Raw genomic sequence first — 25130 nt, 5'->3', positions numbered from 1 at the left:
GCGGGCAGATGACAATTCTGGTAATAGCTGAACATGATAACCAGGCACTTAAGCCTGCAACCCTGAATACCCTGGCTGCTGCACAGCAGATCGGTGGTGATATTGAACTGCTGGTGGCGGGTCATAACTGTCAGGCGGTTGCCGACGCAGCGGCTGCGATTCCGTCTGTCGCTAAAGTTTTACTGGCCGATAATGCCGCTTATGAGCATCAACTGGCGGAAAACATGGCCAAGCTGATTGTTGCACTGGTCAGCGGTCACAGCCATATTCTGGCGCCTGCGACCACCAATGGTAAGAACTACCTGCCACGGGTTGCCGCACTGCTGGATGTCAATCAGCTGTCTGACGTGATCGCGGTTGAGTCTGCCGATACGTTCCAGCGTCCGATTTATGCGGGTAACGCTATCGCCACAGTGAAAACTGAAGATACCGTTAAACTGCTGACCATTCGTGGGACTGCGTTTGATGCAGTGGCAGCAGAGGGTGGCAGCGCAGCAATTGAGGCGGTTGCCGAAGTATGCGATGCCGGATCTTCCCGTTTTGTTGGCGAAGCGCTGGCGAAATCTGATCGTCCCGAGCTGACTGCTGCATCGGTTATCGTTTCCGGTGGCCGGGGTATGGGTAATGGCGAAAACTTCGACATGCTTTACGGCCTGGCCGATAAGCTGGGTGCGGCGGTTGGCGCTTCCCGGGCTGCGGTAGACGCAGGCTTTGTGCCGAATGATATGCAGGTGGGTCAGACCGGTAAGGTGGTTGCCCCGGATCTTTATATCGCGGTGGGTATCTCCGGTGCGATTCAGCATCTGGCCGGTATGAAAGATTCTAAAGTTATTGTGGCTATCAACAAGGATGAAGAAGCGCCAATCTTCTCCGTTGCTGATTATGGACTGGTTGCCGATCTGTTTGATGCCGTACCGGAACTGTCTGGCCAGATCTAAAAACTACATTACAGGTAAAGACCATGAGTGACTATAAGCACCCCCTTACAGATGCCGAGTTTGTTCTGAATGAACTGGTACAGTTCGACCAGCTGTGTGCTGACGCCGGACTGGAAGATATCAACAGCGAGCTGGCATCGGTTATTCTCACCGAAGCAGGCAAGCTGGGCTCTGGAATGCTGGCACCGCTGAACCGTACCGGTGATCTGAATCATCCGCGATTGGATGAACAGGGTGTACAGCAGACGGAAGGCTTTGCTGAGGCGTATAAGGAGTATGTTGAGGGGGGCTGGGCCACTCTGACCGCTGCCGAGGAGTTTGGCGGACAAAATCTGCCCAACGTCCTGGGCACTGCGGTTAACGAAGTCTGGCAGACTGCCAACCTGTCGTTTGCACTCTGCCCGTTACTGAGCCAAGGGGCGATTGAATCGATCAGTCACCATGGTAGTGATGAGCTGAAAGAGCATTACCTGACCAAACTGGTCAGTGGTGAGTGGACCGGTACCATGAACCTGACCGAGTCCGATGCGGGAACCGATCTGGCCGCGGTAAAGACCAAAGCGGTACCGAACGGCGATCACTATCTGATCACCGGCCAGAAGATTTTTATCACCTGGGGTGATCATCAGATGACCGATAATATCGTTCACCTGGTGCTGGCTCGTCTGCCGGATGCGCCAGCGGGCGTGAAAGGTATCTCACTGTTTATCGTGCCGAAATTCCTGCTGGATGAAAACGGTAACCCGGCTGAACGTAACGACGCCTATGCGGTGTCTCTGGAACATAAGCTGGGTATCCACGGCAGCCCGACCTGCGTCATGAGTTTTGGTGACAACGGCGGAGCTGTGGGCTATCTGGTGGGCGAAGAGAACAAAGGCCTGACGTATATGTTCACCATGATGAATCATGCACGTCAGGGCGTGGGCCTGCAGGGCCTGGCAGTCTCTGAAGCCGCCTATCAGCATGCGCTGCAGTATGCCAAAGACCGGATTCAGGGCAGCAATAAAGATGGCAGTCGCTATCCGATTATCCGTTTCCCCGATGTTCGCCGCATGCTGATGACGATGAAGTCGGGCACCGAAGCGATGCGGGCCCTCTGTCTGGTGGCCGCGGCAGAAGCTGACCGGGGCAACGCTGCCCGGGTTGAGCTGCTGACCCCGATCGTCAAAGGCTGGGTAACCGAGTTTGCCCAGGAACTTACCTATCTGGGGGTGCAGATTCACGGTGGAATGGGCTTTATCGAAGAGACCGGCGCGGCACAGTTCTACCGTGATGCCCGGATTCTGACGATCTATGAAGGCACCACCGGTATTCAGGCACTGGATCTGGTGGGTCGTAAGACACTGGTGAACGGCGGCGAATCCCTGCAGGCGCTGCTGGATGAGATGGCTGCCGATATCAGCCGGTTTGAATCACTCGGCGGGCAGTTCACCCTGGCGGCACAGCAGTGCCGTACATCACTCGATAATGGTATTGCCGCACGCCAGTGGTTGCTGGATAGTGCAGCGGATAAAAATGCACCGGGCAGTGCCAGCGTAAACTTTATGATGTTGTTTGGTTTCCTCTGTGGTGGCTGGCTGATGGCGAAGAGTGCCCTGCAGGCACAAGCCAGGCTTGAGGCTGGTGAAGGTAATCCGGAATTTTTGCAGTCCAAGCTGGCAACTGCCCGGTTCTTCTGTGAACATATGCTGCCACGCACCCAGTCCTGTCTCGCCTCCGTGATGGCGGGCAGTGAAAGCATTATGCAGCTGGACGAAGAGCAGTTTTAACACCGGTAACCGAGGATAAGAATAATGCAAAGAGAGTCGATGGAGTTTGATGTTGTCATAGTCGGTGCCGGACCGGCCGGATTATCAACTGCCTGCCGCCTGATGCAGCAGGCGAATGAAGCCGGGCAGGAACTGATGGTCTGTGTGGTCGAAAAAGGTGCCGAGGTGGGCGGACATATTCTCTCCGGCGCGGTGGTTGAACCCCGCGCCCTGGATGAGCTGTTCCCAGAGTGGCAAGCGCAGGGCGCACCGCTTAAAACCGAAGTCACCGAAGATCAGATCTACCTGCTGAAAAGTGATGAAAAGGCCACGAAGATTCCGAACGGTTTTGTGCCAAAAACCATGCACAACCACGGCAATTATATCGCCAGTGTAGGCAACCTGTGCCGCTGGCTGGCGGAACAGGCGGAACAACTGGGAGTCGAGATCTTCCCCGGCTTCCCTGCCTCGCACATTATCTACGGCGATGATGGCCGGGTCGCCGGTATCGGCACCGGTGATATGGGGCTGGATGAGAACGGCGAACAGAAAGACAGCTATATGCCGGGTATGGATCTGCTGGCTAAATACACCATCTTTACCGAAGGTTGCCGCGGCCACCTGGGTAAAGAGCTGCTTGCCAGGTTTGAACTGGATAAAGAGGCCGATGCCCAGCACTACGGCATCGGTATTAAAGAGCTGTGGGATATCCCCGCCGACAAGCACCAGCCCGGTCTGGTGCTGCACGGTGCTGGCTGGCCGCTGAGTGAAGCGAATGCCAGCGGTGGTTTCTTCCTCTACCACGCCGAAGACAACCAGGTGGTGGTGGGTCTGATCACCGATCTGAACTACGAAAACCCGCATCTGAGCCCGTTTGATGAGTTCCAGCGGATGAAACATCACCCGCTGATCTCCCAGTATCTGCAAGGCGGTAAGCGGGTCTCCTACGGTGCCCGTGCCATCACCAAGGGCGGCTTCAACGCACTGCCGAAGATGACCATGCCCGGCGCACTGCTGCTGGGTTGCGATGCCGGTACCCTGAACTTCGCCAAGATCAAGGGCACCCATACCGCGATGAAGTCCGGTATGGTCGCTGCAGAAACCATCTTTAGCGCACTGATTGGTGGCGATGAGGGCGGCAACGACCTGACTGCCTACGGCGAAAACTTCAAGAACTCCTGGGTCTATGACGAGCTGTACAGCAGCCGTAACTTCGGTCCGGCGCTGCACAAATACGGCACCATGATCGGTGGCGCCCTGAACTTTATCGATCAGAACATCTTCAGCCTGCCGTTTACCATCCGTGATAACCATCAGGACTACGCCCAGCTGAAGCCAGCGTCTGAATGTGCTGTAATCAGCTATCCGAAGCCGGATGGCGTGCTGAGTTTTGATAAACCCTCCTCGGTGTTCATTTCCAACACCAACCATGAGGAAAACCAGCCCTGTCACCTGAAGCTGAAAGACAATACTATCCCGCTGATGCAGAACCTGCCGAAGTTCAATGAACCGGCGCAGCGTTACTGTCCTGCCGGGGTGTATGAAGTGCTGGAAAACGATGCGGGGGATAAAGTCTTCCAGATCAACAGCCAGAACTGTGTGCACTGTAAAACCTGTGATATCAAAGACCCGGCCCAGAATATTACCTGGGTGGCGCCTGAAGGCGGCGGTGGGCCGAATTATCCAAATATGTAACTGAAACTATTGCGCTTGCCTCAGCGGCGTTAGAAATTCCCGAACAATGCTCATGTACAGTCGTACACTCCGCTTATTCGGGAATTTCTGCCTTGCTGAACCTGCGCTCATAACGTTTCAGACAGAAAACGGAGCCTACTGGCTCCGTTTTTTTATGTTTGGATAATCGAGAACGTAAAAAAGCAGAACGCAGCTGCGCCGCTCGCTAGATCGGTGCTGCGCACCTGGCTAGACGTTGCTTCGCAACTTGCGAGTGGCTAGGAAAAACTTAAAAGTAAGTCTGTCCCCTATATTTCTTCAATTCAGGGGACCCCCTTTCCCTTGAACACTGAAAATAGTGAACTAACTCTTTGATTCAACTGAATATGGGTATTATGATTGAGGCAAGTTTATGGCAGGGACGCGGCCTCTGGAAGCACTATAATTCTGTAAGATGCCTCTCTTAGCTAGTGCTAACCTGCTGATATATAATATAAAGATGGCTTTTGGTTTATCGGATTTCCAGAATTATAGTGCCTGGGAGTTATAGTGCCAAAGGGCACTATAACTAGCTGTTGGACATAACCGCTTCGCGGTGGAGTGGAATCACTCTTTAATCATTGAGCAATTGGAGACATGGATGTGTCCAATCGAACGATACAGAATATTTTCCAAGCCTATTCCAATGACTTATCGCGTACTCCACAGCCGCTAAAGAATAGGAAGGCTATCTATGCGATTCAGCATTGTCGCACGCGAGAGATGGGCGTTAGTTACTACAGCTGTAGAGCGCAACATAACCGTGTAGAGCAATACCATTCCTGTCGAAATCGAAGCTGTTTTATCTGCGCCAATAAGAGCCGTAAAGATTGGATTGACTCACAAACTTACCGTCTTTTTAATACCCCGCACTTCCACGTTGTCTTTACATTACCCCATGAGTATCTCGATCTATGGCGCTATAACGACGCTTTAATGATTAAACTGATTTTCAAAGCGAGTCAGGAAACTTTATTTGAGCTGATGTTGAGTGAAAAGCATCAAGGCGTCACGCCAGGGGTTTTAATGGCATTACATACTTGGGGGCGGCAGCTGAGCTTACACCCACATGTCCATTGCTTAGTGACGGCAGGTGGCCTTAAACGCACAGGTGAATGGAAAGAGATTGATGGTTACCTTCTGCCGGGTAAAGTTATGAAATCGCTCTATCGAGGTAAGTTTCAGTCATATTTGAAAGAGGCTTTTGATGAAAACCGCCTGATAATCCCGCCGGATAAAACCAAGTCATGGTTTTGGGACATTTATCGGCAGAGCTATCAAAAAAGCTGGAATGTGAGAGTTGAAGAACGATATGAGCATGGAAAAGGCGTCATGCTGTATTTAGCCAGGTACATAAAAGGAGGCCCGGTAAATCCCAGTCAAATTAATAGCTGCACGAGAGAGGGTATCGGTTTTAAATACTTAGATCATCGCACTAAACGTAAAAAGCAATTAGTCGTCTCGCCCAAGGAATTTCTTACTCGTTTACTAAGTCATGTGCCACCGATTGGTGTGCACACAATAAGGTATTATGGGTTATATGCCTCCAGTGCCAGGCGAAAGCGTGAGCAGTGTCAAAAAGAGCTAGGGAGCTTGAGTGGTGTTAAGGTCCCAGCTAGCATGCAGAAAACGGATATGCTACTTTCATGTCATACGTGTGGAGAACGGTTGCAGCTGACTTATAGGTTATGGAGAGCTGTACAAAAAGGAATTTCCATTAATAAGGGAGACCGTGGGAGCGGTTCAGTCCAACAAGACGATGATACGGACATTTCAAACTCATTACAGACAAAGCCCCCCGATACTTCATGATATTGGCTGCTTTTTTTTGTCTGTGAAATGCCGCATATCTAAGCGTTAGCTGCTACGGAGTCTCAATATGGATTGGAAGCAATTACTAGCATCGGTGATTGAAAATTTGGCTTGGCCTGTGACAGTAGCCATCATGTTTTTTCTCGTTCGAGAACGTGTGGGCCAGCTAATCGACAAACTAGGAAAGCTTAAATACAAAGATCTTGAGCTCGATTTCAGCAAAATTAAACAGCAGACACTAGCGGTCGAATCGATAGAAAATGACCAGAAAATCGAACGAAGCATTGCTATAGCTAATCCCGAATCGAAGCGAGTTTTTAGTGCACTTGAGGAACAAATATTCGAGGCTGTCGACAGCTCACCCGCTGTATCAGTACTGCTGGCGTGGTCGTACGTAGAAACATCGTTGTCCTCGGCTATTTCAAGAGTAAATTCAGAAATGGAGAAAGCTTCTGCTTCTCCTCTTCAAAACATCCAGTTCCTTGAGCGCACCGGGAAGCTGTCGCCGCAGCAACTGGAGTTGCTGCATGAAATGCGTACTCTGAGAAACAAGCTAGCCCACGAGGTATCAGGAGAGCTGAATATTTATCCTGAACAGGCTCTAGATTACGCAAATACAGCCGTTGAGCTGGCGAAGTTTTTGGATGGTCTTGACCGAAAGAGAAAGGTTTTCATGTTACCCCGAGGAGAATGGGTAACTTTACCAGATGGTTTTTCGGAAGTTAAAGAGCGCTCTGCAGGTTTTTGGAAATATAGTTGTATCGATATTCCAGGAACAGGACTTACTGCTGGCGTTGGTCCTTGGGGGGGCGGAGAAGAACAGTTTAAGTATTTTGGAATTGATATTGAGCAGCAGCGCAAAGACGGAAGCTCTATTGTGGCAGAGCTACTTATTGATCTTTGCTATGTGTCGGAAGAAAAACTGATGTTGAGCGCAAGAAAGATCGTGTCGTTTGATGACGTGACCCGAATTGTTCGCTTCGATCTTGGCAATGCTGTATTTGAATATCAATTGCAATGAGCGCAGCTAACAAGCAAATGATGTACGCGCGTTGCACGCGCCGGACGCCCTCCTACGTCGGGCGCCGTATATTTGGGCGTTAGAGCACCGAGTGCCCCACAACTTGTAGACACTTTCTATAGCTATAATTAGTTGAAAGTGGAGGTGCTCACATGGCACGTAAAAAGACCCAATCCTATAAGGAAGAGTTTCGCCGAGAGGCGGTCAAACGTTCTGAAAAACCTGGCGTCACTCCGATCAATGGGGTCAGAGTATTTGATTTTGCCATAACTTCTTAGTGCACAGAAACCATGTTCCATGATCCGTGCCGTTAAGAAGGCTTTCCGAGCGACGAGCAAGCCGGGAACCGGCGTTCGAGCCACGAGTTACGGCCCTTTCCGGGAACCGGCGTTCGAACAACGAGCCACGCCGATGCTTTTCCTAGCAAGCGACGCAGTCGCGTCTAACCACTAGCAAGTCACGCAGTGACGTTCTAGCGACTGGTTTTTAGCAGTGACGTCTGGCAGCTGCTTTTCTTACTGCTTTAAAAGCCACTGAAATCTACCTGCGGCAGACTTTTAAAACCGGGTTTGGCGAACAGGTAGCCCTGCATCAGATCAATGCCGGCATCGCGTAACCAGAGCATCTCCTCTTTTGTCTCAATACCCTCAGCCAGCGGGGTGATATTGAGATCACGAAACAGGTTCAGGCAGTTTCTGATGATATATTGCCGGGTTTTATCCCGGTCGATATTACGAATTAACTCCATATCGAGTTTAATGATGTTTGTCTGAAAATCAGCCAGTAGCCCAAGACCTGCGTAGCCCGATCCAAAGTCATCAATGGCGGTGATGAAGCCTGATTTTTTGTAATACTCGACGATACTCTTGACGAACTCACTGTCCTCAATTTTTTCAACTTCGGTGAATTCAAACATGATATTGGAGATAGGAAAACCAAACTTTTCAGCGGCTGCCAGGGTGGTTCGTATACAGCGCTCAGGTTTATAAATCGCTTTTGGGAGGAAGTTGATACTCAGTATCGAATCAAGTTTTAGTTCCGCAGCCAGAGCGATGGCTTTAACCCGACAGAGCTGGTCGAACAGGTAGCGATTATCATCGTTAACCCGGGATATGATGGAGTAAGCAGATTCGTTGTTTAAACCCCGAACCAATGCTTCATAGCCGAATATTGTCCGTGTATTACAGTTTATGATCGGTTGAAAGGCCATCGTGAAATCGAAATCAAGACTGCTGTTATCAGCGCAGCTGGCACACGAAAACCGATCAAAAACTATAGTCTTATCATCCATTCTTTGTCCTCACTGAATGTCACGATTTATTCATCAGCTCTACACAATCATAAATCTTTCTACTCAGTCTGCAGGCTATGGCATTTGTAGTACAGAGTGAAAAGCAGCAGTGAACTACACTCTTTTCATCCACTAAAAAAAGCAGACTCGCTGGTCGGTTGCGTGGCGTTGCCAGAGGTTTCCGTTACTACCGATACTGGCAAAAAACCAAAGTATGCACAATAGGAGGAAAGTCGTGATTCCCCAGTCTGGGATTGTCTTATCAGGGATAGAAACCAGCGGGCAGCAAAACCCACTTAAGAAGGCTTTTCGAACAACGAGCCACGAGCAAGCCGGGAACCGGTGATCGAGCTACGTTGAGAAAGCAGTAAATCTGGTTCCTGTTATTCCCTTAATCGCTTCTCACATACCCGACTATAATTGAGGATACTGAACCGTCGCCTTCATATCGCAGAGACTCCTCTGTTAAGGCTTTAGTGAGCGGGGTATTGATGATGAGATGGCTGTCCAAACCTTTAATATATGTAGTGCTTTCAGGGTTGTTTTGGGCCGGGATTTCGGTCTCCGGGGAGCTTTCCGGTCCTCTGGATGGGATGAGCTTCAGCGGTTATAACGGTGAGAAAGGTCGTCAGCTCGATCCCGACGAGCAGGAGGAGATTATCTTTCGTAACGGTCTGTTCCACTCGGTCTCCTGTGATCCCTATAATTTTGGCAGCAGTGTCTATTCGTCAACAGTGGAGGGTGGAGCGATTCGCTTTGAGGCGGTCACCGAAAGTCCGACACACGGAAAAATTACCTGGCGGGGCGTTGTCGAAGGGCCGTCCATTAAAGCCACGTTTGTGTGGACTAAAGAGCGTTGGTTTTGGGATATACGCAAGGAATACTGGTTTATGGGGACTCTGAATCCGTGAGCAGCGCAGTGGCAACAACCGCAAGCGTAACCGGCCAGTTGCGGGTGCCGTTATGAGCGATTCAGATGTTCCCTCCCGGTGGCTCCGGTATAGTAGACTCGGATTAATTATCGGCATTATTGTGAGCCTGTATTTTGGCGGTAGCTGGTTGGCTCACCAGCTGAATTTCCAGATTTTTCCGCGCCACGATTCGATGCTAACGGCTGTTGTGCTGGGGGTTGCGGTTGTTTACATCCTGTTAATGGCGACACCCTTCATGCCGGGTATCGAGCTGGGTCTGATGCTGCTGATGATGCTCGGAAGTAAAGGCGCGCTGTTGGTCTATCTCTGCACGCTGACGGCTTTAATGATCAGTTTTCTCGTGGGCAGAACCCTGTCTCCCCGATTGATATATCGGTTGCTTCGCTGGCTGCATCTGTCCCGGGCCAGTGCACTGGTACTCCAGCTGGAATCGCTAAATCCGCAGGAACGGTTGCAGTTGCTACGCCATAACGTGCCTGCTTATCTCGCCCCGGTGCTGGTCAACTATCGCTACCTGACGATCGCCGTGCTGTTAAACCTGCCGGGTAATGCACTGGTGGGCGGGGGGGGCGGAATCGGTCTGGTTGCCGGAATGAGCAGGATGATTAACTTACCGGGTTTTCTTTTGTTAGTGGCGGTGGCTGTGGCGCCAGTGCCTCTGTGGTTTTTCCTGTTTGGCGCTTGAATCGAGCAGTGATGTCTATGACAGCTTGTTACAACCGAGGCCACAGAGCGCACAGAGGAGAGCATACGGATCACTGCGAACGATTTGTCCCCGGTGACACCCACTATTTTAGGACAGGTTTACACAGCAAAAGATTATCGCTGCTGGTACCCAGAGGGCATGCTAAAGCAGCTCTTACAACAGCTTTTACAGCAGGGCCTACAGGGAACATCGACAGCCTTCGGCGTTAAAGCGCTTTTGCCAGTTGTGTGTAGCTGTCCAGCCGGTCGGCCTGGCTGTGGGTTACCGCAACGGTGGCGATCTCGTCACAGTCGAAGGCGGTCGCCAGCTGAGAGATCTCTTCGGCACACTGCTCGGGTGTGCCGACGGTGTAACCGTTAAGGATGCGATCATATTCGGCCTGGTGGGCGGTGGGGAAGGCACGGTAGCGGTCCTGCACTTCTGCCGGTGTGAGGAACGCCTCGCGGATTCCTAATTGTGCTGCGAGCTTGCGGTAGACTGCGGTGCCTGCCCGTAGTCTGGCTTCTTCCTCGGTTTCGGCACAGATGCAGGCGATGGCCAGAATCCGGTTGGGCGTGTTCTGGTGCCCGGCACGTTTCCACTGTTCCAGGTATTCACTGAAGATCGACGGGTGACAGTTATCCGGGTCGATAAACCGCGCCAGAGCGATATTATAGCCAAGATGACCCGCCAGTCCGGCGCTGCCGCCGCTGGAACCCAGCATCCACAGTTGCGGTTGCGGGCTGCTGTCGGGCAGGACCTTTATCTGGCTATAGGGGTTGTCCTGCGGCAGGTTCCCTTCGATAAACCCCTTGAGCAGCTGGGCCTGTTGCGCATAGAGATCGCTATGGTGGGGCTGATGGGGGTATGCCAGTGCCTGGGAGGTGAGGCCGGTTCCGCCGGGTGCACGGCCAATACCCAGATCGATGCGGTCCGGGAAGAGGGTGGCCAGCATTTTGAAGCATTCAGCGACTTTCAGCGGGCTGTAGTGGCTCAACATTACTCCGCCACTGCCGACCCGGATGTTTTTGGTCACACTGGCAATCGCGGTCGCCATGATTTCGGGGCAGGGGTTGGCAAAGTGGATACTGTCATGGTGTTCAGCCACCCAGTAGCGGTAATAACCCAGTTCGTCGCACAACTGTGCCAGCTCTATGCTCAGTTGAGGGGCTGCAATAGCGGGATGGGAACCGTGAACCGGCGACTGATCGACAACAGACAGTTTAATGCGCATTAGAATCTCCTGGAATTATTAATATGTTAATTAATTTTTCCGGTGAGATCAATGCGGTGATGGGGGCTGAGCATGGAAAGTATAGCGACGATCAGAAATCGTTGGCCGCGGCCTCTGCAGGCACCGTCTCTAACTGCCGGCAACAGTCGGGAATCAGGTGCGGGGCAAGCGGCTTACTGAACAGGTATCCCTGACCGTAATCACACTGATATGCGGTGAGCAGGGCCGCGGCGCTGTTGTCTTCTATACCTTCGGCAACCACCTTCATTCCCAGATCATGACCGATACCGATAATATTTTTGACCAGTCGTCTGCTGGTGTGGTCCGCGGAAATCTTGCTGATAAAGCTGCGGTCGATCTTGAGCGTCTGCACAGGCAACTGCTGCAGGTGACTTAGCGAAGACAGTCCGGTGCCGAAATCATCGAGGGCGATACTGATATTGTGTCGCCCAAGGCCCGGCAGCAAATCCTGAGTCTCTTTCAGAATCCGCATACTGGTGTCTTCAGTGACCTCTATCCGGATAAGCCCTTTAGGGAGGTTATTCAGCGCCAGAGACTCATTAATCATGCCCGCCAAATCCAGGTGGTGCATTGAGGGTGATATATTGATGGCCACCGGCAGTGGTTCAAGACCGCCTGAACGCCACTCCTGGAGTTGGCGACATGTTTCCGCGATGACCCATAGGCCCAGCTCGTTTGCCAGTGAGTATTTTTCGGCTATCTCTATGATCTCCAGAGGGGGGATCGGCCCCAGGGTTTCATGGTTCCAGCGCAACAGCGCTTCCAGACAGGCGACTCGCGGGTTCTTAAGATCGACAATGGGCTGATACACCAGTTGCAGTTTCTTGTATTTCAGCGCTTCACGCAGGTCTGCCTGCAGTCTTTGTCTGCGATGAATCTGAACATCCATATCAAAGTTGAAGAGCATCTGTCTTGAATCGACCGCCTGTTCTTTCGCTTTATACATGGCGATATCAGCCCGGGTCAGCAGACTGCCGACATTTAGTCCGTGCTCAGGGTAGATAACACTGCCAATACTGGCGCCGATGAAGCAGGTATGCTGATCGATTTTAAACTGTTTTTTAAACAGCTGGATAATCTTGTCTCCCAGAATGTTCAGACTATTGTTGTTGCGAATGATTGGCTGGATGATCGCGAATTCATCGCCACCCAGGCGACAAGTGAGACAGCCATTTTGTTCATCAATCCCCTGGGTAAGTCGTTCTGAAACCGATTGTAACAGCACATCGCCAATGTGATGGCCCAGCGTATCGTTGACATCCTTAAAGCCATTCAGATCAATCAGGTGCAGAGCAAAAGGCTTTTTCTGCTCGCAGTAGCGGGTAATCTCTCGTTTCAGAAACGCCCGGTTGGGAATTCCGGTGAGGCTGTCATGCTCTGCCTGATGACGATTTAGCCGGCTTTCCCTGATGGCCATAATTAACAGTACGATGCCGATGAAAATTACCCCGCTCATCAGCAAAATAAGTTGTTGTTGCAGTTCGAGTACCCGACTGTCATTACGATTAATAATTGCATTAGTGCTGTAGAAATTTTGTAGGGTCAGTCCGTCAATCGCTTCCATTTGTGGTAGTAGCGTTTGTTGTATCTCAGTGCTGTATTTCGGTTCAGTTGCCAGTCTTTGAGAAATGCCGGTATCCAGTGATTTAACCGTATCAAAGGCTTTCAATATGGTGCTTTCCGCGTTAGCGACGTTGCGGATCCGTATTCCGTCTTCGCCTTTAATTAAGACCGGAAAACGACTCCAGAGGATATCGTAGCGCTTATTTACCTCGTCAAGATGTTGAGGATCCGGGGCCGAGCGGTAGAGCGAAAGTGAATCATAAAAGCGCTGTAACTCCAGCTTTAGCTGGAACATAGAGAAGACACTGGTGCCGTAGTTCTGGTCGAGAATGCTGATTGACTGGCGCAGCTGGTAAAGGCTGACGGCACCGATGATAAAAAAAATCATAATGACAGATATCAGCAAGGCGAGTTTCTGGCGATAGAGTATGGTGATTTTTTTCAGTCCCTGATTCATCACTCAATCTCAATCTGAGATAGTTGCCAGATCATCCGGCCGGTGTGTTGTTCAGCATTGAGTTCAGGGAATTTGTGGTGCGGCAGTATTAACCACAGCGGGCCTTTTTCCCGAATAGAGAGAGGCTTTTCATCTTCACTCAAGGCCAGAATCGGTTCATATGTTTCCATATAGTGTCGTTCAAACTCAATGGAGTATTCATTCAGCGCGGTTAGCCGGAAATGATCTCCCTTTGCACCGACATAGTTGAGTATCGCTGAAAGCAGAGGCCCGTGATAGCTGTGAGTGCTGTCAGACCAGCGGGTCTGGAGGGTAAAGGTATTGCTCTTCAGTGCCTCAAGCTGCGCCAGATCCAACCGTGCGGTCTTACCGTCCTGTGTATTCTGAATGTTGCCGGTGATCGAAAGTATAACCGGGCCTTCGGGTTGCGGCAGGGGCGCAGCAGTCGCGTTGAGCGCAAGCATAAAGGACGTTATTAGCGCACTGGTCCACTTCGTCATGGAGGGTACCTTTTGTTCTGAATACGAGCTGAAAACTGATCATTGTGGTGCAGAAAGACAGACAGTCAGCCAGACGGGTTGGCCAGGGGCAATATATCTGCTTAATCAATGACTCAGTCAATGTCACTCCATGACAGTCATTCTGTGTAATTTACAGCCTATGCGTCGGTAAGTCAGTTGACGCAGGGTGCTGTATTACCCATTTTGTGTATCTGTATCTGTATCTGTATCTGTATCGGGCTGTTATCTGTTTCATGAAGTCAGCATTCTCCATCAGGTTGTTGTCCGGGGCTCTGACGTAAGCAGAAAGCATATTTCCGCTGGCTCCGGTGCGCTCTGCCGGAACGTCGATAACTCTGGCTTTACCTCCGTTAAGGTGTTCAATCGCTCTTCGCCAGAGGGTGTCTGATGATAAAACAGAGGTCAGCATCCGGTGGCCTGATCGTTCTGCCTGCATGCCGGCTCCTTTTTCGTGGCTCCCCTGCGTCTGAATCGCCGGGTCAGCAAAATGCAGGGCTGGGTCATCATAACGTTTAGCAAAAGGCCGAGAATAACGCCGAAGAGGGCCGCCTCGATGGTCAGCGGTATTCCCGGTTTAAAGTTATCCAGTGTCTTTTCGAGATAGTGGTACCGGGAGGGGGTAAACATATAAAGCGTTTTACTGAGCAGATTACCCTGTTCAAACACTACTACGCCCTGGTGTAAATCATCAAACAGGTCCAGAGTGACCAGCTTTTGTCCGGCATCGGCTCTGACGCTGGGTTCACTGTTTTGCTGATGTTGTCTGATCATTGACCGGGTATCGGTATAGCCAAAGGCTTTGGCGGTCGCGGCATATCCCTCAACCTGCCACTTAGTTGATTCGTACATGCCGGCCAGATACTGCTGATAATGGTCAGCCAGCTGCGGTACCTGCAGCGCAAGTAGCAGAGTAATCCCAAAAATCAGCTTATCTAATAGTCGGCCTATCATTACTTCACTCCTGCTAAGTGAACTTTCCTGCAAAATGAATCAAAACTGAGTATATCGGATTCACATTAGGTTTTATGGCTGCTTTTTCTGGTAAGCGCCGCCGTTGCGTCGGGTTACCGGCATGTCGAACCGCAACGTATTAGCGACTCTTTTGATAGCGTCTTTCAGGTCGACCGACAGTGCCATAGCTGACTTCAGCGGTGAGTTCGGAGCAACTCACCAGATATTCCAGATAGCGACGGGCGGTGGTCCGGCTGGCGCCGATGATTTCTCCGACCTCTTCAGCGTTGAGGGTAGTGCTGCGATCGGTAAATACTTTATTGATTTTTTCCAGAGTGATGGCATCAATCCCTTTTGGCAGCCGCACCACTTCACTGGCTGTGGTCTCATGGGATGACGTACTGCGAGGCAGTACTCTGTCCACATCACTCTGAGCGAGGGTTTCCAGGCTGCGAAATTTTTGCAGATGTTGCTGGTAGTTATGCAGTGTTTCCTGCAGCCGTTCGAATACCAGTGGTTTAAGAATGTAGTCGAAGACTCCGCCATGCAGCGCTTCGCGCAAAGTGTCCACCTCTTTAGCTGCGGTAATCATAATCACATCGATAGCGATATTACCCGCGCGGATCTTTCGCAGCAGGTCAAAACCGGTACCGCTGGGAAACTGAATATCCAACAGCAACAGATCGGGCTGCAGGATTTCAATCAGATCCTCCGCTTCTTCCAGCCGGTGGGCGATGCCTGCCAGCTCAAACCCGTCTATGCGTTCGAGAAAACGCCGTTGGATCTCTGCGATCTGTGGATCATCTTCAGCAATTACAACTTTTATCATCTGTGATTGAACCCATGTTATTTTTTATTTTTGGGGATATATACGGTAAAGCGACTGCCGCCTGCACTGCCGCTCTCTATAGTTATAGTGCCACAAAGCTTATCCAGCAGGTTTTTTACCAGATGCAGGCCATAGCCATGACCATCATTCGTTTTACTGCTGAAGCCTTTTTCAAATATCTTGTCCTGCTGTTGCAACGGAATACCGGGTCCCTGATCTTCGATTTCAAAGATCAGATCATTGCCCAGATCGGTCATCGCCAGGAGCACTCTGCCTTCATTACCGTGATGCTTAAGGGTTGCTTCAAGCGCGTTATCGATGAGATTGCCAATAATACTGACCAACTGCTCGCGGGGGAGCTTTTCCGGCAGAGAGGTCATCTCACTTTCCGGGTCGATGACCAGTGTCAGGCCCATTTCACGGGCGCGATTATATTTACCCAGTAAGCATCCGGCCAGCACCGGGTCGGGTACTGCTTTCATCAACAGTTTGATTAGCGCCTGATGGCTTTGGGTTTCCTGTCCGATCAGTTGCAGCGCCTTATCGGAGGCACCGATCTGAATCAGGCCGGCGATGGTATGGAGTTTGTTGGAATATTCGTGAGACTGGCTGCGCAGGGTGTCAGCGTACTGTTGAATCCGGGTGAGCTGCTGACTGACCATATCCAGTTCATCCTTGCGGCGAAAACTGGACACGGCTCCGGTGATGGTATCGCCCTGTTTCAGAGGCAGACGGTTGGCGATAATGCAGTGATCGCCACGCCACACTTCCTGATCAAACTGGGGTTCGCCGGTATTCAGCACGTCCAGCATGCAACTGTCAGGCAAAACTTCATCGATTTTACGGCCGATCAGGCTGCCATTTTTGGGCAGTCCCAGGGTTTCGATTGCCGTCTGGTTAATGGTGGTTATCTCACCGGCACTGTTAATGGCGATAATGCCTTCACGTACCGACTCCAGCGTCGCACGCTGCTCATCAAACAGGCGGGCGATCTGCTCAGGCTCCAGCCCGAAGATCGCTTTTTTAAAGTGGTTGGCAAACCAGACCGCTATCGCTGCACTGACAATAAATGAACCGAGGATGACCAGAATCAGCGTGAGTCGGTAGCGCTGGATTATCTCGCTTACCCGGTTCAGATCGTAACCGACAGAGATTAATCCGACAATATTGCCATCTGCGCTGATGACCGGTGCTTTACCGCGCATCGACCAGCCCAGTGAGCCCACAGCTTTAGCGATATAACCATGCCCTTCAATCAGTGCCGGGTAGCCGGTATCGCCATCATCGTCCGCCATCGAGTGACCGATCTTTTCCGGTCTTGGGTGCGCCAGGCGAATACCATCATTATCGCCAATGACAACAAAACGGGCCCGGGTTGTTTTCGCCAGGGAGATGCTCAGTGGCTGCAGATAGAGACTGTCTTTCTGTTCTACCGCCTGAATAACATCCGGCATCGCAGCGATGGTCTTGGCGACATCCAGCGCGCGCTGACCGATCTGTTCATCAAGCGAACGTTCGAGATAGTGCAAGGCAAACAGACCGATAAACCCTGTTTGTATCAGCGCCATTATCCCCAGAATCAGAATCATTCGCTGTTTAAGTTTTAGCTGACGAAGCTTCATTATTATTGTGGTACTCATTCTTAACGGGCGTTTTCGCCGACCCGGTGCAACATTTTTATTAAGCGTTGCTCAGATATTAATCACTCTGCCTGGCGTTGGCTCGTAAACATTATAAACAAAATGATTTTTACGTTTTAAAAAGTCTTTAAATTCATAAGCTTTATTAAAAAGCATCCGAAATCTATTGTGCATCTAACTATAAGAACGAGCGTTATAAAGCGAGGAGTTTCGAATGTTTTGTAAAACTAAGAATAACAAAACCCTGATGGCAGCGCTGCTGACAACCTGTCTGACTGCGGGTGCATCATTTCATGTAGCGGCCATGGAGAGTGTTCACTTTCTGATTCCTGGTGGCGCCGGTGGTGGCTGGGATGGTACTGCACGGGGTACCGGTGAAGCCCTGAGTAAAGCGGGACTGGTTGACAGTGTCTCTTATGAAAACATGTCCGGTGGCGGTGGCGGCAAAGCGATTGCTCACCTGATCGAAACCGCTGATCAGAAACATGACACCCTGATGGTCAACTCGACGCCGATTGTGATCCGTTCACTGTCTAAGGTGTTCCCACAGTCATTTCGCGATCTGACGCCTATTGCTGCGACTATCGGTGACTTTGGCGCCTTTGTTGTGAAGAAAGATTCCAAATACCAAAGCTTTAAAGAGGTTGTTGCTGAGTTTAAAGAGAACCCGCGTTCAATAAAGATTGGCGGCGGTTCAGCCCGTGGCAGCATGGATCATCTGGTCGCGGCGATGGCCTTCAAAGCGGCTGGCGGTGATGCCCGTCAGGTTCGCTATGTCGCCTATGATGCTGGCGGTAAAGCGATGGCGGGTCTGCTCTCGGGTGAGACATCGATCCTGTCTACCGGCTTCAGTGAAGCACTGGCGCTGGCTGAAGCAGGCGAGGTCCGGATTCTGGTGATGACCGGTGACGAGCGAAATGAGGCTGCACCCGAAGTACCAACGCTCCAAGAGCAGGGCTACGACGCTACCTTTGTTAACTGGCGTGGTTTCTTTGCCGCTCCTGGTATCAATGACAGTGAAAAGGCGGAGTTTGTAGCCACCCTGCAGAAGATGTATGACACCGATGAGTGGGAAGCAGTTCGTGCCCGTAATGGCTGGGTTGAGATCTTCAAACCGGATGACCAGTTCATTACGTTCCTCGAACAGCAGGAAAAAGAGGTGGGCGACCTGATGCGGGAGCTGGGTTTCCTTAAGTAAGGCTGTGCTTTGTCAGGCGGTTAGCACTGTTTCAGTCTGACCGTCTTCCATCTCTGTTTATTTGTTCTTCTCCGGGCCTCTATCAACAGCGCTTAGTATAGGTAAGCCTGCGGTCCGGAGCTTTTTGTTTTATCCGACAGTTTTCGATGTCCGGGGGTGCTTCATGATTATAACTAAAGATCACATTGGCGGACTGGTGTTTCTCTGCCTGTCGCTGCTGTATGGCTATTATGCCGGGGATATACAGATGCTGCCGGGGGATGAATTTGAACCCTTTACTGCGCGCACTGTACCAAAAACTCTGGCTATACTCGGCGGTATTTTGTCTATCGCCTTGCTGCTTACCGCAGAGCGGACTGAGAGTAAGCGTCTGAGTCTTAGCAACTATGACTTTGCGCTGGTGGCAAAGTTATTGGTACTGATCGTAGTGTTTGGTCTGGCACTGGAATGGACCGGTTTTATGTTGGCGACCATGTTGTTCCTGATCGGTGGATTCTGGCTACTCGGAGAGCGCAACATAAAAATACTGTTGATGGTTTCTGTCCCTTTTGCTGTGGGGATCTGGTTCGTGCTGGCTAAGTTGTTGGATATCTATCTGGCACCGGGCCAGCTTTTCATGCACTTTTTCGGGGGCTAAGGCGATGTTAGACGGAATTTTTACCGGGCTATCCACAGCGGTGATGCCCTTCAATCTATTGATGGTCGTGGCGGGCTGCTTTGCCGGGACCTTTATCGGTATGCTGCCAGGTTTGGGGCCGATCTCAGCGGTAGCGCTGATGATCCCGATTACCTATGGCCTTGACCCGTCTTCCGGCATCATTTTGATGGCGGGGGTTTATTATGGTGCTGTGTTTGGCGGCTCGACCTCCTCCATTCTGATCAACGCTCCGGGTTGTGCCAGTACGGTGGTGACTGCATTTGATGGTTATCCGCTGGCACAGAAGAATCAGGCAGGTAAGGCTCTGGCACTGGCTGCTTACTCCTCTTTTACCGGCGGCACTGTGGGGGCGCTGGCGCTGCTGTTTGCCGCACCGGCACTGGCGAAAGTCTCCCTCAGCTTTCAGTCGACTGATTACTTTGCCCTGATGATTCTGGGGCTGACAGCGGTGGCGGCCTTTTCGGGCAAAGGGCAGGTGCTTAAAGCACTGATTATGACCGTATTTGGTCTGATGATTGCCACGGTGGGTACGGATACAACCTCCGGAGCGACCCGCTTTACCTTTGGCAGTATCGATCTGATTGATGGCATCAGCTTCCTGTTGCTGGCGATGGCGACTTTCGCGCTGACTGAAGTGGTGATGACCGTACTCAAGGGTGAACACCGGGAAGAGGAAGAGCAGGTTGATATGAGTAAGCTGGGTAGTATGAAACTCAGCAGGGCGGAGATCATAGAGGTCGCGCCGACGGTAGCCCGTTCCTCTGTATTCGGTTTTCTGGTGGGCGTTCTGCCTGGCGCCGGTGCCACCATTGCGTCTTTCCTGGCCTACGGTCTGGAGCGTAATCTGGCTTCTGCAAAAGAGAAACTTAAGTTTGGTAAGGGGTCCCTGCGTGGACTGGCGGCACCGGAATCGGCGAACAATGCGGCGTCTACCGGTTCATTTGTTCCTTTGCTGACACTGGGTATTCCGGGCTCTGGTACCACGGCTATTATGCTGGGGGCACTGATCGCTTATGGCATTCAGCCGGGGCCGCGTCTGTTCGTGGATCATCCGGATGTGTTCTGGTCGGTGATTATCTCCATGTACTTTGGCAACCTGGTGTTACTGATTCTGAACCTGCCGCTGATCCCATACATTTCAAAGTTGCTGGTGATTCCGCGTCCGATTCTGATTCCGATGATTCTGTTCTTCTCGATCACCGGGGTTTATCTGGTCAGCTTCAATACCTTTGATATCCAGATGATGGTGGTGATTACGGTGATCGCGATCTTCCTTAAGCTGCTGGAGTTTCCGATGGCGCCGATGCTGCTGGGTTACATTCTCGGTGGCCTGATGGAGACCAATCTCAGTCGTGCGCTGGTGATCTCTGATGGCAGTCTGGCCTTCCTGTGGGAGCGTCCGCTGACACTGACGATTATCTCTATCGCCATCATCGTTCTGGTGGTGCCGCCTGTGCTGGATCTGTTCCGCAGTCGTAAGGGGGCGCGCGGACCGGAAGTGGCGGTTAACGAAGGCGAGGGTTGATGCGTTCGTAGAGGTGCTCATGCATAAAAAAACCTGGCTTCGGCCGGGTTTTTTTATGTCTGTCGGGCGCTGTGAACAGAAAGTTTTTAATGGTTTTAATGAATAATAAATCCTTTATTTTCAATAGCTTATAATGTTGGTCTTCACGGTTTAAAGTGTGTTTAAACCGCTTCGTTGCAGTCTTGTACTGAAGTGGATCGCAGGCACCGATGGGTTTCAGGTAACCCGAAAACCTGAGCGAAAAAAATATAAAAGCAATCCATCAATGAAGTGGAGAACACGATGAAGAGAGTAGCTCTGACTACTGCAATTGCAGCAGCGATACTGGCAGGTTCCGTTCAGGCGGCAACTATCTATGAAGGCAATGGCCTGAAGTATGACCTTAAAGGTGATCTGCAGGTTCAGCTGCGTCAGAAGATCGGCGATAACCAGGATCAGGATCTGGAGTTTGACGATCTGGAACTGAAAAACCGGTTGACCTATAGCATCAATGAAGGCATGAGCGCATTTGCACAGCTGGATTACAGTTTTGATAAACGTGCCAATGATCAGAGCGACGATTCTCAGGATGGTGGCAAGCTGGAAGAAGCCTACCTGGGTTTGAGCTTTAACGATATCGATCTGCGGGTGGGTAAGCAGAACTATTCCACCGATGAGTTCAGCGTTGAAAAGGCTTATGAAACGGTAGTTGAGGACGACATTTTCGACCTGAACGATGATGCCGGTGATGATGTTATCCGTGTCGATGCGCAGTTTGCTAATGTGTTTGTGTCGGTTTCCACCGATCTCAAAGCGGAAGGCAATGGGGATAGCGATGGCACTAAATCCACTGACCTGTTTGTCTCTACCGAGTTGGGTAATCTGGGGCTGATGGCTGCGTACCAGAACTATCAGGAAATGGGCTCCGACTCGGTTGATAGCTGGGGTGTGGGTGTGACCTTTGATGCCGGTTTCGCCAAGTTTGGCGCGGACTACGGGTCAATGGAAGATACCGCCGATGTCTATAACCTGGTGGCGTCTTTCCCGGTAGCAGCAACAACGACCGTAGCTGTTGGGGTTCAGAACCGTGATGAAGATGCCGGCGATGATGTCACTGGCTGGTACGCCAACGCTACCTATAAGTTCCCTGAGCAGAAAGCCGTAAGCGTCTTCGGAGAGATCGGCGATACTGATGCGGATGACACCGATCCGGGTTATCTGGTGGGTATGCGTATCGTCTTTTAAGATGCCTGACGCTGCGGAATTATCTGTCTCAGAGGCCACCCCCTTCAGGACTCTGACATACCTTTAAATCACGCGCTTCAGCCATAAAAAAGCCCGGCATTGCTGTCGGGCTTTGTTTTGTCTGTTGGTTAATAAAGTAGCGGATGATCAGCTATTTTCAGGTTCACGTTTTTCCAGCGCCAGATAGTGTTCGATCCCTTTGATCCGGTCTTCCGGGTGGTGGTTTACATAGAGCACCGAGGTTTCGCTGCCGGCGCAGATCTTTTCAATCAGCGCCAGCACCAGTTGCCGGTTCATATCATCCAGTCCCAGGCAGGGTTCGTCGAGAATCAGCAGCGGCGGGTGCTTGACCATTGCCCGGGCGATCAGCAGCAGGCGCTGGTCGCCATAAGAGAGTTTGTTGAACGGGGTATCCGCCCGGTCAGACATGCCCAGCAGCGCCAGCCATTTATCGGCGATTTTCTTCTGCCGGTCGGTGGCTTTGGTGTACAGGCCGATACTGTCGTAGAAGCCGGAGATAATCACATTGCGCAGCCCGGTACCCACTTTATATTCCCACTGCAGGGCGGTGGAAACGTAGCCGATGAACTGCTTAATCTGCCAGATGCTTTCGCCTTTGCCCCGCTGAAATCCAAACACAAAAATATCGTTGACATAACACTGCGGATGATCGCCGGTAATCAGTGACAGCAGACCGGTTTTACCACTGCCGTTGGGTCCGCTCAGCTGCCAGTGCTGATTGCGTTCGATAGTCCAGTCCAGCGAATCGATGATACGGTGACCGTCATAGGTGATGTTGATGCTGTTCAGCTTTACTAATGGCTGGCTCGGATCGAGTGTGGGAATTGCTGTTTCCGGGTCCGCTGCCGGTACCTGGAGGTCGCTGGTTTTAAGGTGCAACAGCTGGTAAAGCTCGTTGTACGCCTTACTGTCATTCCGGTCGATCTGGTGCTGCAGGCGACCATGATCCACATACGCGATATGAGTGACGAAGTCGGGAAACTCATCGAAGCGGTTCAGTACCAATACCATCGGCACCGTTGTTACCAGGCCTGCAAGGTATTGTTGCAGCATCTCCAGAGTGTGGCTATCCAGTCCGTCAAAGGGTTCGTCGAGCACCAGAAGATCCGGTTCGCTGGCTAAAGCCCGGATCAGCATCACCTTGCGGGATTCACCGGTGGAGAGTTTGCGGAAAGACCGGTTAACCAGTGATTCCAGCTTAAACATCTGTACCAGCTGAGCGATCAGTTCCGGATTGCGGCCGCCTTCGCTGAGAATCTCATGCACCGGGGTACCTTCTGAGATCACGTCCATAATATCGGCGTCATCTTTTTTGCGTTCCCGATCGATCAGCTCAGCCTGAGCCTCAAAAGAGACCAGCCCCACCTTCGCAGGCAGTCCTTCGATAGTGCCGCTCAGGTTATCGCCAGCACCCGCCAGAACCGCGGCTAATGCAGATTTACCTGCACCGTTGGTACCGGTAATGACCCAGTGCTGGGAGTCGTCCAGTTGCCAGTTGATCTCATCCAGTTGAAAGCGATCATCAAAGTTAACCGTCAGATTGTCGAGGCGAATATTCATAGGCATCCGGAATCAGCGTAAAAGTTGTTTATAAAATCAAAAAAAAGGCCAGGAGATCAGTCCCGGCCTTCAGTTACCTGTGCATAGCGCTCAGGTGAGATCGTAATTAAACGATCTTCTTCATGTCAGCCATGTGGCCACGCAGTTCAGCACCGATCGCTTCAACCGGGTGAGCGCGCAGTGCAGCGTTCACTTCGATCAGGCGAGCGTTGTCTACGCCGGTGTCGTCCAGTTCCAGACCCTTGCCGATGACGTCGGTCTTGATGTCCTTCATGAAATCAGCCAGCAGCGGCAGACACGCGTGGTTATACAGGTAGCAGCCGTATTCAGCAGTATCAGAGATAGTTGCGTTCATCTCGTACAGCTTCTTACGGGCGATGGTGTTGGCGATCAGCGGCGTCTCATGCAGTGACTCGTAGTAGGCAGAATCGGCGATGATACCGGCTGCAGTCATGGTTTCGAATGCCAGTTCAACACCCGCTTTAACCATAGCAACCATCAGGATACCGTTATCGAAGTATTCCTGCTCAGAGATCTCAACGTCACCAGCAGGCGTTTTTTCGAAGGCTGTTTCAGCCGTTTCGGCACGCCAGCCCAGCAGGTTCTTATCATCGTTCGCCCAGTCTTCCATCATAACGGTGGAGAAAGTGCCATCGATGATGTCGTCCTGGTGCTTGTTGTACAGCGGACGCATGATAACTTTCAGCTCTTCAGACAGATCGAATGCCTTGATCTTCGCCGGGTTAGACAGGCGATCCAGCATGTTGGTTACGCCGCCGTATTTCAGCGCTTCGGTGATCGTTTCCCAACCGTACTGAATCAGCTTAGATGCGTAACCTGCATCGATACCTTCTTCAATCATCTTGTCGAAGCACAGCAGAGAACCGGTCTGCAGCATACCGCACAGGATAGTCTGCTCGCCCATCAGGTCGGACTTAACTTCAGCGATGAAAGAGGACATCAGTACGCCCGCTTTGTGACCACCGGTACCGGCAGCGTATGCTTTAGCCAGTGCCAGACCTTCGCCCTTAGGATCGTTGTCTTCGTGAACAGCGATCAGCGTAGGTACACCGAAGCCACGAACATATTCGTTACGTACTTCAGAACCCGGGCACTTAGGAGCAACCATGATAACGGTCAGGTCGTCACGGATTTTCATGCCTTCCTCGACGATGTTGAAACCGTGAGAGTAGGACAGGCAGGCACCTTCCTTCATCAACGGCATAACCGCGTTAACAACTGGAGTGTGCTGCTTGTCTGGAGTCAGGTTCAGTACGACGTCTGCAGTCGGGATCAGCTCTTCGTATGTACCAACAACGAAACCATTTTCAGTTGCATTCTTCCAGGACTGACGTTTTTCAGCGATAGCCGCTTCACGCAGAGCGTAAGAAACATCACAACCGCTGTCACGCAGGTTCATGCCCTGAGCCAGGCCCTGTGCACCACAACCGATAACAACCATTTTCTTGCCTTTCAGGGCTTCTACGCCATCGCTGAACTCATCGATAGACATGAAGCGGCACTTACCCAGTTGTTCCAGTTGCTCACGCAGAGGCAGCGTGTTGAAGTAGTTGTTAGACATATCAGA

At 51.3% G+C, this 25130-nt stretch carries 20 protein-coding genes; 11 read left to right on the top strand and 9 right to left on the bottom strand.

The annotated features are described in order from the left end of the window. The first annotated feature begins 8 nt into the window (after positions 1–8). From KDX31_12835 to KDX31_12815, 5 genes are all read left to right on the top strand, one after another. Complete coding sequence (locus tag KDX31_12835; protein UTW02244.1) at positions 9–938, top strand: FAD-binding protein; 930 nt, start codon at positions 9–11, stop codon at positions 936–938. Between the two features lie 23 nt (positions 939–961). Further along, positions 962–2707 carry an acyl-CoA dehydrogenase gene (locus KDX31_12830; GenBank protein ID UTW02243.1) on the top strand — a complete coding sequence of 582 codons (1746 nt, stop codon included), beginning with the start codon at positions 962–964 and terminating at the stop codon, positions 2705–2707. Between the two features lie 24 nt (positions 2708–2731). Then, positions 2732–4381 carry an electron transfer flavoprotein-ubiquinone oxidoreductase gene (locus KDX31_12825; GenBank protein UTW02242.1) on the top strand — a complete coding sequence of 550 codons (1650 nt, stop codon included), beginning with the start codon at positions 2732–2734 and terminating at the stop codon, positions 4379–4381. Between the two features lie 621 nt (positions 4382–5002). Continuing rightward, a complete protein-coding gene (locus KDX31_12820; protein UTW02241.1) occupies positions 5003–6211 on the top strand; it encodes a transposase in 1209 nt (402 codons plus the stop codon). Positions 6212–6278: 67 nt separating this feature from the next. Beyond that, positions 6279–7232: a hypothetical protein gene (locus KDX31_12815; protein UTW02240.1), complete on the top strand. Its 954-nt coding sequence runs from the start codon at positions 6279–6281 to the stop codon at positions 7230–7232. 523 nt (positions 7233–7755) lie between these two features. On the opposite strand, the gene KDX31_12810 is transcribed toward KDX31_12815, so the two are convergent. Next, positions 7756–8523: an EAL domain-containing protein gene (locus tag KDX31_12810; GenBank protein UTW02239.1), complete on the bottom strand. Its 768-nt coding sequence runs from the start codon at positions 8521–8523 to the stop codon at positions 7756–7758. A gap of 491 nt (positions 8524–9014) precedes the next feature. Here KDX31_12810 and KDX31_12805 point away from each other — a divergent pair, with 491 nt between their 5' ends. Both KDX31_12805 and KDX31_12800 read left to right on the top strand, forming a co-directional pair. Continuing rightward, positions 9015–9434, top strand: a complete 420-nt coding sequence (locus tag KDX31_12805) for a hypothetical protein (GenBank protein ID UTW02238.1) — start codon at positions 9015–9017, stop codon at positions 9432–9434. 121 nt (positions 9435–9555) lie between these two features. Further along, the gene (locus KDX31_12800) at positions 9556–10140 is read left to right on the top strand and encodes a hypothetical protein (protein ID UTW02237.1); all 585 of its coding nucleotides are present in this window, start codon (positions 9556–9558) and stop codon (positions 10138–10140) included. A 226-nt stretch (positions 10141–10366) separates the two neighbouring features. On the opposite strand, the gene KDX31_12795 is transcribed toward KDX31_12800, so the two are convergent. From KDX31_12795 to KDX31_12770, 6 genes are all read right to left on the bottom strand, one after another. Beyond that, a complete protein-coding gene (locus KDX31_12795) occupies positions 10367–11374 on the bottom strand; it encodes an MsnO8 family LLM class oxidoreductase (GenBank protein UTW02236.1) in 1008 nt (335 codons plus the stop codon). A 91-nt stretch (positions 11375–11465) separates the two neighbouring features. Beyond that, positions 11466–13415, bottom strand: a complete 1950-nt coding sequence (locus tag KDX31_12790; GenBank protein ID UTW02235.1) for a bifunctional diguanylate cyclase/phosphodiesterase — start codon at positions 13413–13415, stop codon at positions 11466–11468. Then, on the bottom strand, positions 13415–13915 hold the full coding sequence (locus KDX31_12785; GenBank protein UTW02234.1) for a hypothetical protein: 501 nt from the start codon (positions 13913–13915) through the stop codon (positions 13415–13417). Before KDX31_12785 ends, KDX31_12790 begins: the two co-directional genes overlap by 1 nt. Positions 13916–14338: 423 nt before the next feature. After that, complete coding sequence (locus KDX31_12780) at positions 14339–14887, bottom strand: DUF2937 family protein (protein UTW02233.1); 549 nt, start codon at positions 14885–14887, stop codon at positions 14339–14341. Positions 14888–15026: 139 nt separating this feature from the next. After that, the gene (locus tag KDX31_12775; GenBank protein UTW02232.1) at positions 15027–15716 is read right to left on the bottom strand and encodes a response regulator; all 690 of its coding nucleotides are present in this window, start codon (positions 15714–15716) and stop codon (positions 15027–15029) included. Between the two features lie 17 nt (positions 15717–15733). Next, positions 15734–17338: a sensor histidine kinase gene (locus KDX31_12770; GenBank protein ID UTW05387.1), complete on the bottom strand. Its 1605-nt coding sequence runs from the start codon at positions 17336–17338 to the stop codon at positions 15734–15736. A 232-nt stretch (positions 17339–17570) separates the two neighbouring features. Between KDX31_12770 and KDX31_12765 the strand changes: the two genes are divergently transcribed. From KDX31_12765 to KDX31_12750, 4 genes are all read left to right on the top strand, one after another. Beyond that, positions 17571–18554 carry a tripartite tricarboxylate transporter substrate binding protein gene (locus KDX31_12765; protein UTW02231.1) on the top strand — a complete coding sequence of 328 codons (984 nt, stop codon included), beginning with the start codon at positions 17571–17573 and terminating at the stop codon, positions 18552–18554. A 163-nt stretch (positions 18555–18717) separates the two neighbouring features. Then, complete coding sequence (locus KDX31_12760) at positions 18718–19191, top strand: tripartite tricarboxylate transporter TctB family protein (GenBank protein ID UTW02230.1); 474 nt, start codon at positions 18718–18720, stop codon at positions 19189–19191. 4 nt (positions 19192–19195) lie between these two features. Continuing rightward, a complete protein-coding gene (locus KDX31_12755; GenBank protein UTW02229.1) occupies positions 19196–20737 on the top strand; it encodes a tripartite tricarboxylate transporter permease in 1542 nt (513 codons plus the stop codon). A gap of 282 nt (positions 20738–21019) precedes the next feature. After that, complete coding sequence (locus tag KDX31_12750; GenBank protein ID UTW02228.1) at positions 21020–21961, top strand: porin; 942 nt, start codon at positions 21020–21022, stop codon at positions 21959–21961. A 147-nt stretch (positions 21962–22108) separates the two neighbouring features. Here the strand turns inward: KDX31_12750 and modF are convergent, their stop codons facing one another. Next, positions 22109–23542 (bottom strand): molybdate ABC transporter ATP-binding protein ModF, encoded by a 1434-nt coding sequence (gene modF / locus KDX31_12745; protein ID UTW02227.1) that lies wholly within the window; start codon positions 23540–23542, stop codon positions 22109–22111. A gap of 106 nt (positions 23543–23648) precedes the next feature. Beyond that, on the bottom strand, positions 23649–25124 hold the full coding sequence (gene ilvC, locus KDX31_12740) for a ketol-acid reductoisomerase (GenBank protein ID UTW02226.1): 1476 nt from the start codon (positions 25122–25124) through the stop codon (positions 23649–23651). Positions 25125–25130: the final 6 nt, after the last annotated feature.

The organism is Amphritea atlantica (assembly GCA_024397875.1).
Classification (GTDB): Bacteria; Pseudomonadota; Gammaproteobacteria; order Pseudomonadales; family Balneatricaceae; genus Amphritea; species Amphritea atlantica_B.
The sequence above is the reverse complement of the archived record's forward strand: the minus strand, read 5'-3'. Positions and strand labels throughout refer to the sequence as shown.